The sequence below is a fragment of the Amycolatopsis sp. WQ 127309 genome, assembly GCF_023023025.1.
Taxonomy (GTDB): Bacteria; Actinomycetota; Actinomycetes; order Mycobacteriales; family Pseudonocardiaceae; genus Amycolatopsis.
The window spans coordinates 3,601,022-3,614,341 of the sequence record NZ_CP095481.1; the positions used below are offsets into that span (position 1 = coordinate 3,601,022).

Consider the following 13,320-nt stretch of genomic DNA (forward strand, 5'->3'; position numbering starts at 1 on the left):
GGCCCGTTCGCGCCGTAAGGGCGTGAGTGGTCCGTTCGCGCGCCAGTGCGACAGCGCGAGTGGCCCGCTGGCGTCGAGGCTGGGCCGAGTGGCCCGTTCGCGATGAGGGCGGCGCGAGTGGCCCGTTCGCGCCGTAAGGCGCGCGAGTGGTCCGTTCGCGCCCAGCGCGGCGGGAGCAGCCTGTTCGTGTCGCGCGGAGCGCGAGTGGCCCGTTCGCGGCGGAGACGGTGTGAGTGGCCCGTTCGTGGCGTAGGGGCGCGAGTTGACCCCGTAGTGCCGTGAACGGCACGAGTGGACCACTCGTGTTGCAGAGGTACGGGCGGCCAGTTCGTGACGTAGAGGGCGCGGGTGGTCCGTTCGCGCGCTCAGCGCTGCGGCGCGAGTGGCCCGTTCGTGCTGGAACGGGCGCGAGTGGCCCTTTTCGTGCCCAGCGAGCGGTCTGTTCGTGTCGTGTGGAGCGCGAGTGGCCCGTTCGTGCCGCGGAGGGCGCAAGGGGTCCGTTCGCGCGTTTGGCGAACCGGCGCGAGCGGGCCGTTGATGCCGATAAGGGTGCGAGTGGTCCGTTCGCGTCCGGCACGTCGGCGCGAAAAGTCCGTTCGCGCCGCGAACACAGGCGCGAATGGCCCGTTCGCGCCCTCGGTGAACTGGTGCGAGTGGCCCGTTCGTGCCGATAAGGGCGCGAGTGGCCCGTTCGCGACCGACCGACCGACCGACCGACCGGCCTACCTATGCGGCCGCGCGGCCCCGGGCCAGTACCAGCAACGGGTTCCGCAGCGCCGCGAGTGAAGCCAGCGGGTCGCCCTCGACCACCAGCACGTCCGCCGCCAATCCGGCCTCAAGCCGTCCGGTCACGGACGACAATCCCAGCCCCGCCGCGCTGTCCTCCGTCGCTATCTCCAGGATCCGGCGGCGGCCGAAGCCGAGCCACTCGTACAGCTCCAGTGCGCCGACCGGGTCGTCGAACACCGAGCCCGGCAAGCCCGCGTCCGTACCGGCCAGCAACCTGACCCCGTGCTCCTCCAGCCACGGCAACCGGCCGTACATCGCTTGTGCCACCTCGGGACCCAGCTTCTCGACGATCGTCCGCCAGTTGCGGCTGCTCGTCGAGCACGCCGAAATCCCCTGAGCGGCCATCGACGCCGCCACGGGGTCCCGGCGGTCGAACGTGCGGGGGCCCGTCATGAAACTGCAGTGCTCGATCGTCGACACGCCGGCCTCGACCGCCGCCTCGATCGTGTCGGCGCCGTGGGCGTGCGCGGCCACCGGCAAGCCGTGTGAAGCCGCGTGCGTGACGATCAGTGCCAGCTGCCGGGCGTCGAACTGCGGCTCCCACATGTCCGCGCCGCCCTCGGTGATCTGGCCGCCGGTGGCCATCACCTTGATGACGTCCGCGCCCGCCGCGGCGTTCTCGTCGATCAGGGACCGGATCGACGCGTCGGACGTCGTGGCGCCGCCGAAGAAGTGGCAGTGGCCGTCCGGCACCGTGATCGGCGGGCCGGACACCAGCAGCCGCGGGGCGGCCACGCCCTCCAGCGACGTCCGCACCGCCGCGCCCAGGTGGCCGCGGTCGCCCAGGTCCCGGACCGTCGTCACGCCGCTGCGCAGCATCGACGCCAGCCGCGCGCGAGCGTCCTCCAGGGGGGAGCCCGCGAGGAAGTGGGCCAGCATCTCGCGTGAGGCGTCGAAGGCCAGGTGCACGTGGGCGTTGAACAACCCCGCCAGCGCCGTGCCGGTCGGGAAGTCGTGCCGAACAGCGCCGGGCGCGGCCTGCGGCAGGACCTCCGCTCGCGGACCCACCGCCACGAGGACGCCGTCGCGCACCAGGATCGCGCCGTCCGGAACCGGCGTCGACGGCCGTGGCAGCACCCGGCCGGCCGTGATCAGGGTGTCCACGTCACGCGCCCATCGCGGCCGAGAGCGCGAGCAGCGGCCGGACGTCGGATTCGATGTCGTCGGCTCCCGCGGGCAGCACCTGCTTGGCGCGGCCGTCGCTCTCCTCGCCCGCCGCGTGCCGCCGCAACGCCGTCTTCAACGCGGCCGCCGCGGCGCCCGGGTCGGTGGCGACGACCTCGCCGAAGTCCGCGTCCAGGTACGGGGAGAGCTGCACCAGGCCGTCGCGGATCTCGATCACCCGGCGGTAGTAGACGCGGTGCACGGTGCGCGGCGAGAACCGTTCGCGCGGCGGCGTCCGCAGCACGATGCTGGGGAACGCGCCGACCAGGACCGTCCACAGTGGATCGAGGGCCTGGTGTTCGTGCCGGTGCCGCCGGCGCCGCCGCATCGCGGACAGCCGCGCCCGGACGCCGGGGTAGGTGACGCCGGCCAGGAACAACGCGCCGCCGATGATCACGAACGGCACCCCGAGCAGCAGCAGGATCCGGACGACCGGCCCGAACGCCCACGCCACCACGATGTACAGCGCACGAAAGATGCTGCCGACGGCCGCGCTCGCGAGGCCGACCGCGCTCATCCGCAGCCCGATCCGCAGGTTCCGGTCGGCGACGCGCAGGTAGCGCACGATCCACGCCGTGCAGGCGATCAGGCCGTAGATCAGGTACAGCCCGGCGCCCAGGTAGAACAGCGCGACGCCGCTGTCGTGGATCGTCGCCGGCCCGAGCGCGGCGCCGCGCAGTTCCGGCGGCGTCAGGTCCATCGCGACGATCATCAGCGCGATCGCCGCGGCCAGCGGCACCAGCTCGACGACCACGCGCCCGTAGCGGCGGACCGGCCCCAGCGCCGAGCCGAGGAAGAACAGGACCAGCGCGCAGACGGCGCAGGCGAGCAGCGCGTTGTTCGCCACCCGCGCGCCGCCGAGGCCGAAGACGGCGTCGAAGTCGTCCGAGATCACCTGTTGCTGGAGGAGGAACGCGGCGGCGAACCCGGCGATGCACGCGGTGACGGACCAGTTGGGCAGGGTCGGCGCCCGGACCAGCTGGTAGATCCGCCACGCCAAAGCCGCGGCGAACAGCACCATCGCGAGAACGTTCACGGGGCTGAAAAGTGTGCTCACAACCACCCTTGGTGATCGCCGAGCGCCCCCTGGATCCGGCGAAGATCCCGGTCCGCAGCGCGCCGCGGGATCGTGTAGTTCAGGACCGACGCCCACTCGAGGATGATGGTCGCGACGGTCTCGGCTTCCCACTCGTGGGCGTCATCGTAGGACGTCCGGCGCAGGGCGCGGTGTACTGCATCCGGGTCAAGATCCGGAGCCGGGCCGCGCAGGAAGTCCGCCGGCTCGGCGTCGCCCTGCGGGTGGTGGTCGGCGAGCATGTGGCCGAGCTCGTGCAGGATGATGTGATCTTGGTGGGGCTTCGTCGTTTCGGCCTGGTAGAAGATGTAGTCGGCCGCCGACGTCGCGATCCAGCAGCCGAACGGCCCGGGGACCTCCAGCGGGTAGGGCATCAGCCGGATCGGCTTGCCCCGCTGCTCACCCAGCCGCGCGCACAGCTGCTCGACGTCCAGCGGCGGCCCGATGTCGAGGTCCTTCAGCAGCTTCCGGCACCGGCGGCGCAGCTCGCGTTCCTTCATCGCGGCGCGTCCTCCGGATTTCGGCCGTCGCGTTCGGCCCGCTCGTAGCGTTCGACCAGGTCCAGCAGGTCCATCACCTGCCGGCGGCCCTGCGGCGACAGCTCCTGCGCGCGCATCGCCATCAGCTGGGCCTCGCCGGTCGGGGCCGGGCCGGTGGCTTCGGCGTCGAAGAAGTAGGTGACGGGCACGCCGAACAGTCTGGCCAGTGCCTCGACGTAGTGGATCTTCGGGTTCACGCGCTTGCCGGTCGCGAGCTGCTGGAGGTAAGCGGGCGACATCGCCGGCCCGCCGGCGCGCTCGACGGCCGCCGAGATCTCGCGGTAGCTGTGCGGCGCCTGGCCGTCGAGGCGGGCCGCCTCGATCAGGGCAGCAAGGCGTTCCGCGAAGGTGCGTTCCTGTGCCATCCCCGCCCCCTAAGTTTCCACCGTGAAAATTCTAGCCGGGAAACCACTGTACGCACATGTTGACAGCTATCGTATGCAGTGGTTTACAGTTGCTTCGCCTCTCGCCTTGCTCTTCCGTACCCTGGGGGTGTACAGAACCACAAGGCGAGAGGCAAGCGCGCCTCCGACTCGTCATGATCGGCCGTCTGTAGTACGCTTCATAGCACCAAGGTCGATCGCCTCACGGCGAACCCTTGGCACGGCCTGTTGCCGGAGGTCGACCCCCAGGGCTTCCGGTGACAGGCCTCTTACTTTCTCCGGGACAATCAGCAGCGGCAGTCAGAGCAGCGACGTCTCAGGGCATGAGCGTCGCGGCCAGCGTGCCGCCCAGCTCGGCGCACGCCGCCAGCACCGTCTTGTCCGGCTCGCCCGTCGCGATCACCGGGTCCGCCGCCTTCGCCCAGGCCAGCCCCGTCGTGATGGCCAGCAGCTGGCGTTCCGTCCCCGACGTGTCGCTGTTCCCGTGGATCCAGTACCCGAACGGCCGGCCCCGCGTCTCGTCGAGGCACGGGTAGTAGACCGTGTCGAAGAAGTGCTTCAGCGCGCCGCTCATGCTGCCCAGGTTCGCCGGCGTCCCCAGCAGGTAGCCGTCCGCGTCGAGGACGTCGGAGACCGTGGCCGCCAGCGCCGCGCGGCGGACCACCTCGACCCCCTCGACGTCCGGGTGGGCCGCGCCCGCCAGCACGGCCTCGAACATCGCCTGGGTCGACGGCGACGGCGTGTGGTGCACGACCAGCAGCTTCGGCATCAGGACAGCAGCGCCGCCACGTCGGTCCGCAACGCCGTCAGCCGGGTGCCCGCCGCCGCGCGCGCGTCCGCCAGCGAGTCGCGCACCGGCTCGACGACCTGCAGGTACGCCTTCAGCTTCGGTTCGGTGCCGGACGGGCGCACCACGATCCGGACGCCGTCGCCGGTGAGGCGCAGGACGTCCGCGTCGGGGAGCAGGTCCTCCAGCGTCACCGCGACGCCGCCGACCTCGGCCGGGGGCGCCTCGCGCAGCTTGCCCATCAGGCGGCCGCGCACCGACAGGTCCGTGACGCGCAGCGAGACCTGGTCGGTGACGTACACGCCGTGCCGCTGCGCCAGCTCGTCCAGCACGTCCAGGGGCGTGCGGCCCTCGGCGCGCAGCCGCGCGGTCAGCCCGGCCGCCAGCGTCGCGGCGGCGATGCCGTCCTTGTCCCGCACGAACCCCGGGTTCACGCAGAGGCCGAGCGCCTCTTCGTAGGCGAAGACGAGGTCGTCGCCCGCGCGGACCAGCCACTTGAACCCGGTGAGCGTCTCCGCGTAACGGGCGCCCTCGGCCTTCGCGATCTCGCCCAGCAGCGACGACGAGACGATCGTCGTGGCCACCAAGGGATCCGGCATCATCGTGCGGTCCACAGTGGACAGGATGGCCGAGCCGAGCAGCACGCCCGTCTCGTCGCCGCGCAGCATCCGCCACGAGCCGTCCCGCTCGCGCACGCCCAGCGCGCAGCGGTCGGCGTCCGGGTCGAGCGCGATGGCCAGGTCGGCGTCCACCTCGGCCGCCAGCGCCAGCAGCAGGTCGGTCGCGCCCGGCTCCTCCGGGTTCGGGAACGACACCGTCGGGAAGTCCGGGTCGGGCGCGGACTGCGCCTCGACCAGGTGCAGGTCGGTGAACCCGGCCCGCTCGAAGGCCGCGCGCAGCGTCTCGGCACCGACGCCGTGCAACGCCGTCGCGGCCACCCGCACGACGCGCTCGGCGCCGAGCGGGAGCGCGGCGATCTCGTCGAGGTAGCCGCCGAGCAGGTCGACGACCCCGGCGCCCGGCTCGCGCGGCACGTCGACCGCACCCGGCGCGGCCTGGATGGCCCGCTCGATCTCGCCGTCGGACGGCGGCACGATCTGCCCGCCGGTGGCGTCGTAGAGCTTGTACCCGTTGTCCGCCGGGGGGTTGTGCGACGCCGTGATCTGGATCCCGGCCACCGCGCCGAGGTGCTTCACGGCGTAGGCGAGCAACGGCGTCGGCAGCGGGCGGGGCAGCGCCTGGACGGTGAACCCGGCGGCGGTCAGCACCTCCGCGGCGGCCGTGGCGAAGTCCTCCGAGCCGTGGCGGGCGTCCCGGCCGACGACGACCAGCGCGCCCGCGTGCCCCTGCGCGGTCAGCCAGGCCGCGACTCCCGCGGTGGTGCGCGTGACGACGGCCACGTTCATCCCGTTGGGCCCGGCGCGCACCGGCCCGCGCAGCCCGGCCGTGCCGAACTCCAGCGGCCCGGCCAGCCGGTCGGCCACCTCGTCGGCGGCCGCGGCGTCGCCGCCCAGCGCGCGGGCGACGACCTCCTGCAGTTCGGCGCGGGAGGCGGCGTCCGGATCGTCGGCGATCCAGCGGAACGCGGCGTCCCGCAGCGTGGAGGTCAAAGTCACCGCGTCAGCCTACGGGCTAGGGTCGGGCGGGTGCGCTTGCTGTTCACCTCACTGGGGTCCTTCGGTCACACGTTCCCGCTCGTCCCGCTGGCGCTGGCCGCGCGGGACGCGGGCCACGACGTCGTGTTCGCCACCTCGGAAGACTTCCTGCCCCAGCTGCGGAAAGCCGGGCTCGAGACGGCCGCCGCCGGGCTCGCCATGAAGGACGCCTTCGGCCAGGCGTTCGCCACGTCCGGCCCGCCCGGCCCGCGGCGGCAGCCGGGTGAGATCCCGCCGGAGGTCCTCGGCCCGATCGTCGCGAAGGTCTTCGGCGACCTCATGCCGAAGCGGTTCGTCGCCGACCTGCTGCCGCTGTTCGAGCACGCGCGGCCCGACCTGGTCGTGAGCGAGGCCGGCAACTCCGGCGGTGCGTTCGCCGCGATGCAGGCCGGGATTCCCGTGGTGGCGCACGGTTTCGGCCGGGTGTCGAGCGACGACCCGATGGTCACGCACATCCGCGACGCGATCCGGGCGCACGCCGCCGGCCTGGGCATCACCGTCGGCGACGACCTTTCGTTCGGCGGACCGTACATCGACATCTGCCCGGAATCGGTGCAGGAACCGGGTTTCCGGGCGCGGGCGCGGCGCGTGCCGCTGCGGCCGGTCGGCTGGAGCGAGCCCGGGGAGCTGCCCGCGGGCGTGCTGGACAAGCGGCGCCCGCTCGTCTACCTGACGCTCGGCACCGCGATGGGCCACGCCGGTGTCCTCGGCGCGGCGATCGCCGGGCTGTCCGGGCTGGACGTCGACGTGCTGGTCGCCACCGGCCCGACCGTCGACCCGGCGGCGCTGGGCGAAGTGCCGTCCAACGTGCGGCTCGCGGCGTGGGTGCCGCAGTCGGCGCTGCTGCCGCACGTCGACCTGGTGGTGCACCACGGCGGCAGCGGCACGACGCTCGGCGCGTTCGGCGCGGGTGTCGGGCAGCTGCTGCTCCCGCAGGGCGCCGACCAGTTCAGCAACGCCGACGCGGTGCTCGCGGCGGGCGTCGGCGCCCGCCTGCTCGCCGCCGAGGTCAGCCCGGACGCCGTCGCGGAGCAGGCCCGCCACCTGCTCACGGACTCGGCCGTCCGCGACGCGGCCCGCGTGCTGGCCGCGGAGGTCGCGGCGATGCCGTCCCCGGCCGAAGTGGCCGCCGAACTCCCCACGTTCGCCTAACCCCCACCAAAGGTTACTTTCATCGGGAAAGTGCCGCCTAGAACGTTTCAAAGCCGAGCTTTCTCTGGGAAAGATGCGTCTGAAGGGCCCTCCGACGCATCTTTCCTGGAGAAAGTGACGGCTTGCGGGTCAGGCGCGGGCGACCAGGTCGCGCAGGAGGGAGCCCATGCGGGTCGCGGCCGCGCGGCCGGCTTCCAGCACCTCTTCGTGGTTGAGCGGCTCGCCCGTCATGCCCGCGGCCAGGTTCGTCACCAGCGAGAGGCCGAAGACCTCGACGCCGGCGGCGCGGGCCGCGATGGCCTCCAGGACCGTCGACATGCCGACCAGGTCCGCGCCCAGCGTGCGCAGCATGCGGATCTCCGCCGGCGTCTCGAAGTGCGGCCCGGTGAGGCCCGCGTAGACGCCTTCCTCGAGCGACGGGTCGATCTCGCGGGCCAGGGAACGCAGCCGCGCCGAGTAGAGGTCCGTCAGGTCGACGAAGTTCGCGCCGACGATCGGGGAGCGGGCCGTCAGGTTGAGGTGGTCGGCGATCAGCACCGGCTGGCCGACCTGGAACCCCTGGCGCAGCCCGCCCGCCGCGTTGGTCAGCAGCACCGTCCGGGCGCCGGCGGCCGCGGCGGTGCGCACGTTGTGCACCACCGGGTCGATGCCCTTGCCCTCGTAGAAGTGCGTGCGGCCCAGCAGGACCAGCGCCCGGCGGTCGCCGACGCGCACCGAGCGCACCGTCCCGCCCTGCCCGGGCACCTTCGGCGGCTCGAACCCGGGCAGCTCGCCCAGCGGGATCTCCGCGTCGGCCTCCCCGATGACGTCCGCGGCCGGGCGCCAGCCCGAACCGAGCACGACGGCGATGTCGTGCTTGTCCACCCCAGTGCGGTCGGCGATGACGGCCGCGGCTTCCTGTGCGCTCATGCCCGCGAGCGTATCCGGACGCTCCGCACGACCAGGAAAGCCACCAGCCCGAACGGTGACAGGAAGATCGTGAGCAGCAGGATCGGGCTCACGATCCACGGCGAGACGTCCAGCGAGCGCGCCTCGAAGTACATCCACCGCGCGATGAACAGGTCGAACGCGATGAGGTGCGCCCAGACGAGCCCGGCGCCCCACGGCGTCGCCAGCAGCGTCTGCAGCACGCCGAGGTCGGGCCGCAGCATCGCCCGCCCCCACTCCGCGAAGTGCGGCAGCGCGAGCCCGAAGTAGCAGACCAGCGGCAGCAGCGGCACCCACGGCGACCGCATGATCCGGGCCGTCCGGCGCCACTTCGGCAGCAGGACCATGAGCGCCCAGAACGGCGTCGCGAGCGGGAACGCCCAGGAGAACAGGGCCATCACACGGCCACCCGGTCAGGGGTCCGCACGACGGCCCACGCGCTCAGCCCGACGGCGGCCGCGAGCGTCGCGGCCGCGCCCAGCGTCACGGCGTCCGGGTGCACGATCGACTGCGCCCGCAGCGCCTGCCAGGTGACCAGCCCGATCAGGCCCGTGTAGCCGGCGGCGCCGATCAGGACCAGCCGCGCGCGGACGACGTCGTCGCGCAGCCGCGGGAACCGCGAGGTCAGCGCGAGCAGTGCGATCGCGAGCAGCGGCAGCGCCTGCAGCGCGTGCATCCCGACGAAGTGCGGGATCCGCAGGTCGCCGCCGGCCGTGCTCCAGCCGAGGATCGGCAGGCCGGGGCCGCCGTCGGCGAGGCCGACGGTGTGCGCGCCGACCACGTCCTGCGCGCCGCCGGCTTTCCACTGCGCGAGCTGACGCGCGGTCGGGCTCGTCATCAGCATGCCGAGCGCGAGCCCGGCGAGCGACAGGACCGTCCCGGCTCGCACCGCCCAGTAGGTGCCGCGGTCGGCGAGCTTGGTGAGCATGACCAGCACGGTCAGGACCAGGTTGAGCACCCAGAGCGTCACGATCAGCTTGCCCATGGCGTCCCAGATGGTCGCGTCCAGCGGGGTAGCGGTGTTGAAGTGGCTCGCCCGGTCCCGGGCCGCCTGGAACACCATCAGGACGTACTCGGCGGCGAAGAGGACGACGAGGCCGTTGGTCAGCCAGTTCGCCGTGCGGCGGAAGCGCGGCAGCAGCGAGACGAGCCAGCTCCAGGTGAAGAAGTACAGCGTGCCGGACACCGCGAACTTGAGCGGCTTCGCCCAGATCGGCGCACCTTCGAGGGTGCGCTGGTCGAGCAGCAGCGCGGCGACGCACAGCACGGTGACGCCGGCCAGCGCCGCGGCGGCGTACAGCGAAGGTGGGTGCCAGCCGCGGGTTCTCGTCCGGAGATCGGCAAGGATGGTCATGGTTCCTCCCAGGATGGATAGTTAAGCTCTCCGTTATGGGAAGTTAAGGTATCCATGCTGAGAAGTCTTCAGGGTTGCCCCGGAGACCCACCCTGGGATCGGAGCGGAAACGCATGCGGATGGCCGAACTGAGCGCCGGGTCGGGGGTGCCGGTCGCGACCGTCAAGTACTACCTGCGCGAAGGCCTGCTGCCGCCGGGCGAGCGCACCAGCCCCAACCAGGCGCGGTACTCGGCGACGCACGTCCAGCGGTTGCGGCTGATCAAGGCCCTCACCGAGGTCGGCGGGCTGTCGCTGGCTTCGGTCGGCACCGTGCTCGAAGCGATCGACGGCGACAAGACCCCGCACCGCACGATGGGCGTCGTCCAGGAGGAGCTGGCCGGCCCGGCGCCGCAGGTGTCCGACGAGGCCGCCGACTGGGCGTGGGAGCTGCTCGACGGGATCGTCCGCCGCAACGGCTGGGGCGAGCTGAAGCGCGAGCACGTCGCGGTCGAGAACCTCGTCGCGGCGCTGGCCACGGCCAAGGAGCTGGGCCACGACAAGCTGGCGGAGCACCTCGAGGAGTACGCGCACCTGGCGATCCGCGTCGCGGAGCTGGACGTCGACACGGTGACGGGCCTGACGTCGTACGACAAGATCATCGAGGCCGGGCTGGTGGTGACGGTGCTGGGCGACCGGATCTTCGCGGGCCTGCGCCACCTCGGCCAGGAACTGGTGTCCCGCGAGGTCCTCGGCGACCTTCCCGGCTAACCGAGGCCCAGGAGCCGCCGAAGCTCTTCGACGCTCAGCGAGCCCGGCCGCAGTCCCGCGCGAGCCGCGTGGCGGGCCAGGGCCGTGAGCTTGGCGTTGACCGGCGCCGGCTGCCCGGTGCGGCGCCCGAGCAGGGCGATCTCGCCGTTGAGGTAGCCGGTTTCGATCGTGCCGGTGCCGCGGACCAGCGACTGCCAGCTCGACCCGCCCAGCTGAGCGGGCTCACCGGGCACCGGCTCGAACGACAGGCCACCCCAGTCGGCGTCGACCTCGTCGTCGCCGGCGTAGGCGATCCCGGCGCTCGCGAGGACGGCTTTGCCCTCGTCCTCGGCCGCTCGCCGCAGGTCGTCCGCGCCCGTGGTGTCGCCGAGCAGCGCCTGCAGCGCGTTGCTCAGGTTGGACAGCAGCTTCCGGTACTTCCACCGCATGACGTCGGCCGCCGGGATGACGCCGAAGCCGGCCGCGGCCCAGTCCGCGGGGAGCGCACCGAGGTCGTCGTCGCCGGCGCCGTACCGGCCGATGTGGAAGACGCCGCGGGGCGCGCGGGTGCGGACGATGACCTCGCCGGGTTCGGTCAGCACCGTCGGGAACCACACGCACACGCCGAAGACCCGCTCGAAGGCGCGCAACGCGATCTCTTCGCCGGCGACCCCGTTCAGCGCGGTGAAGATCGGCAGCAGCTCGGCGGCGCTGCCGGCGACGGCTCCGGCGTGGTCGTGCACCGGCACGTCCGCCCACTGCTCGACGGCGGCTTCGGCCTGGTGCGTCTTGGTCGTCAGCACCAGGACGTCGTCGACCGTCAGCCGCACGCCGTCGGGCCCGGTCGCCACCGGCACGTGGAGCGTCGACGTGCCGTCCGGGCACCGCAGCGTCAGCCCGCCGGTCGTCATCGCCGCCGCGTGCGCGCCGCGGGCGACCAGCAGGACCGAGCTACCGCGCTGGGCGAGGAGACCGCCGAGCGCGCTGCCGATCGCGCCGGCGCCGACGAGGACGTACCGGGTCATCAGTCGGAGATGGTCAGCGACTGGGCGACGGGCTCGAAGACGTCCTTGCGGGTCGCGTCCTCCTGCTCGGTCGGGGCGGTGACCGAGAAGATCCAGAGGCTCGAACCCGCCTTGAGCAGGTTCATGAACGTCACGCGGGTGACGCTGCTCGAGGCGCCGCTGTCGGTCGTGCGGAAGGTCAGCGTGGTCCCGTTGGCCAGGGGCTGCGGCGGGAAGAGCTGGAACCCGTCGGACGGGTAGAGCTGCTTCAGCTGGTCGATGTAGGGCTGGTCGCCGGGGTAGTCGCCGAAGTAGTTCGTCAGCCGTTCGAGCCGGATCGCGCGGCGGCCGTCGTCCGAGACGTACTGGACGACCGTGCTCAGCCCGAACCGGGTGTCGTGCGGGGCGACGAACTTCTGCCAGCCCTTCGGCACGCCGAGACCGAACTCGCCGCCCTTCACCCCGGTCGCCACGTTCGCGTCGCCGGACTGGCGCACCAGCTCGGGCGGCGGCACCTCGGTGGGCCCGTTGGCCGGCGGCCGCGGCTCGGCGGCCGGCGGCAGCAGCGACTCGCCGCCGACCGTCCTGGCCAGTGCGAACCCGCCGCCGGCGGCGACCAGGAAGAGCAGGATCGCCACGCCGATGAGCACGGCGGTGGCCTTGCCGGTCCGCCGTCCCGAGCGCGGCAGGGGCGGCGGCGGGACGAACACCGTGGCGGCCGGCGGTGCTGGGGCCGGCGCGGCGGGTGGCGGCTTCAGGAACGGCAGCGGGCCCGGGTCCGACGCCAGCTCGGCGCTCTTCTCGGCCTGCTTCTCCACCTTCTCCGGCAGGACGGTCTTGATCACCTGCGTGTCGGTGGCGTCCGGCTGGGCGGACGTCTTCTTGCCGTCCGGCGTGCGGAACAGCTCGGGCCCGAACAGGTCGAGCGCGGTCTTCGTCTGCAGCGGGTACAGCCGGTGCCGGACGTCGCGCAGCGTGATCCGCTTGTTCGGCTCCTTCTTCATCAGCGCCGAGATGACGTCGGCCAGCGGCCCGGCCTTCGGCTTGGGCACCTTCCCGTTGACGACCTTGCCGACGGTCTCCAGCGGGTCGCCGTCGGCGTCGTACGGCGGCGCGCCCTCGACCGCGGCGAACAGCGTCGCGCCCAGGCCCCACAGGTCCGCGGCGGGGGTGACGGCGCCGCCGGAGGCGACCTCCGGCGCGATGTAGGCGGGGGAGCCGAGCATGATCCCGGTGCGCGTCATGGTCGCTTCGGAGACGTTGCGGGCGATGCCGAAGTCGGTCAGCTTGATCCGGCCGTCGCTGGCCACCAGGACGTTGCCCGGCTTGACGTCGCGGTGGGTGATGCCGGCGGCGTGCGCGGCCTCCAGCGCGGAGGCGACCGCGATGCCCATCGCGGCGGCCTGCTCGAAGGTCAGCGGCCCGTGGTCGCGCAGGATGTGCGCCAGGCTGCGCGAGGGCAGCAGCTCCATCACCACGAACGGCTGATCGTTCTCGCGGGCGACGTCGTGCAGGATGATCACGTTCGGGTGGGACAGCACGGCGATCGCGCGGGCCTCGCGCAGCGTGCGTTCCCGCAGCTCGTCCGCCTGCGACGACGGGATGCCCGGCGGCACCTTCATCTCCTTGACGGCGACCTGGCGGTGCAGGAACTCGTCGTAGGCCGACCACACGGTGCCCATGGACCCCGAGCCCAGCACCGAGCGCAGCCGGTAGCGACCGGCGACCAGTCGTGTCTCTTCGCTGGAGGGGGGCACGGGCCA

The 13,320-nt window shown here is 72.7% G+C and carries 13 protein-coding genes; 2 read left to right on the top strand and 11 right to left on the bottom strand.

What is annotated here, in order from left to right:
* Nucleotides 1–726 precede the first annotated feature (726 nt).
* The 6 genes from MUY22_RS16930 to MUY22_RS16955 form a co-directional block, all read right to left on the bottom strand.
* Entirely contained in the window at nucleotides 727–1,893 is a 1,167-nt protein-coding gene (locus MUY22_RS16930; protein ID WP_247060807.1) for an amidohydrolase family protein, read from the bottom strand.
* 1 nt (nucleotide 1,894) lies between these two features.
* The gene (locus MUY22_RS16935; protein ID WP_247060808.1) at nucleotides 1,895–3,010 is read right to left on the bottom strand and encodes an MAB_1171c family putative transporter; all 1,116 of its coding nucleotides are present in this window, start codon (nucleotides 3,008–3,010) and stop codon (nucleotides 1,895–1,897) included.
* Nucleotides 3,007–3,528: a hypothetical protein gene (locus MUY22_RS16940; RefSeq protein ID WP_247060810.1), complete on the bottom strand. Its 522-nt coding sequence runs from the start codon at nucleotides 3,526–3,528 to the stop codon at nucleotides 3,007–3,009. The genes MUY22_RS16935 and MUY22_RS16940 overlap by 4 nt, the downstream gene beginning before the upstream one ends.
* Nucleotides 3,525–3,932, bottom strand: coding sequence for a helix-turn-helix domain-containing protein (locus MUY22_RS16945; RefSeq protein ID WP_247060811.1), 408 nt, complete (start codon nucleotides 3,930–3,932; stop codon nucleotides 3,525–3,527). The genes MUY22_RS16940 and MUY22_RS16945 overlap by 4 nt, the downstream gene beginning before the upstream one ends.
* 334 nt (nucleotides 3,933–4,266) lie before the next feature.
* Nucleotides 4,267–4,719: a flavodoxin family protein gene (locus tag MUY22_RS16950; protein WP_247060812.1), complete on the bottom strand. Its 453-nt coding sequence runs from the start codon at nucleotides 4,717–4,719 to the stop codon at nucleotides 4,267–4,269.
* Nucleotides 4,719–6,353, bottom strand: a complete 1,635-nt coding sequence (locus MUY22_RS16955; protein WP_247060813.1) for a phospho-sugar mutase — start codon at nucleotides 6,351–6,353, stop codon at nucleotides 4,719–4,721. Before MUY22_RS16955 ends, MUY22_RS16950 begins: the two co-directional genes overlap by 1 nt.
* A 30-nt stretch (nucleotides 6,354–6,383) precedes the next feature.
* Between MUY22_RS16955 and MUY22_RS16960 the strand changes: the two genes are divergently transcribed.
* Entirely contained in the window at nucleotides 6,384–7,544 is a 1,161-nt protein-coding gene (locus MUY22_RS16960) for a glycosyltransferase (RefSeq protein ID WP_247060814.1), read from the top strand.
* A 129-nt stretch (nucleotides 7,545–7,673) separates the two neighbouring features.
* On the opposite strand, the gene MUY22_RS16965 is transcribed toward MUY22_RS16960, so the two are convergent.
* The 3 genes from MUY22_RS16965 to MUY22_RS16975 are packed head-to-tail and all read right to left on the bottom strand — an operon-like array spanning nucleotide 7,674 to nucleotide 9,825.
* The gene (locus MUY22_RS16965; RefSeq protein ID WP_247060815.1) at nucleotides 7,674–8,453 is read right to left on the bottom strand and encodes a purine-nucleoside phosphorylase; all 780 of its coding nucleotides are present in this window, start codon (nucleotides 8,451–8,453) and stop codon (nucleotides 7,674–7,676) included.
* The gene (locus tag MUY22_RS16970; protein ID WP_247060816.1) at nucleotides 8,450–8,869 is read right to left on the bottom strand and encodes an ABA4-like family protein; all 420 of its coding nucleotides are present in this window, start codon (nucleotides 8,867–8,869) and stop codon (nucleotides 8,450–8,452) included. The genes MUY22_RS16965 and MUY22_RS16970 overlap by 4 nt, the downstream gene beginning before the upstream one ends.
* On the bottom strand, nucleotides 8,869–9,825 hold the full coding sequence (locus MUY22_RS16975; protein ID WP_247060817.1) for a hypothetical protein: 957 nt from the start codon (nucleotides 9,823–9,825) through the stop codon (nucleotides 8,869–8,871). The genes MUY22_RS16970 and MUY22_RS16975 overlap by 1 nt, the downstream gene beginning before the upstream one ends.
* A gap of 119 nt (nucleotides 9,826–9,944) precedes the next feature.
* On the opposite strand from MUY22_RS16975, the gene MUY22_RS16980 reads away from it, so the two are divergent.
* A complete protein-coding gene (locus MUY22_RS16980; RefSeq protein WP_247060818.1) occupies nucleotides 9,945–10,574 on the top strand; it encodes a MerR family transcriptional regulator in 630 nt (209 codons plus the stop codon).
* Here the strand turns inward: MUY22_RS16980 and MUY22_RS16985 are convergent.
* Both MUY22_RS16985 and MUY22_RS16990 read right to left on the bottom strand, forming a co-directional pair.
* Nucleotides 10,571–11,578 carry a ketopantoate reductase family protein gene (locus MUY22_RS16985; protein ID WP_247060820.1) on the bottom strand — a complete coding sequence of 336 codons (1,008 nt, stop codon included), beginning with the start codon at nucleotides 11,576–11,578 and terminating at the stop codon, nucleotides 10,571–10,573. The two genes, MUY22_RS16980 and MUY22_RS16985, sit on opposite strands and share 4 nt — an antisense overlap.
* On the bottom strand, nucleotides 11,578–13,314 hold the full coding sequence (locus tag MUY22_RS16990; RefSeq protein WP_256475963.1) for a serine/threonine-protein kinase: 1,737 nt from the start codon (nucleotides 13,312–13,314) through the stop codon (nucleotides 11,578–11,580). The genes MUY22_RS16985 and MUY22_RS16990 overlap by 1 nt, the downstream gene beginning before the upstream one ends.
* Between the last annotated feature and the right edge of the window lie 6 nt (nucleotides 13,315–13,320).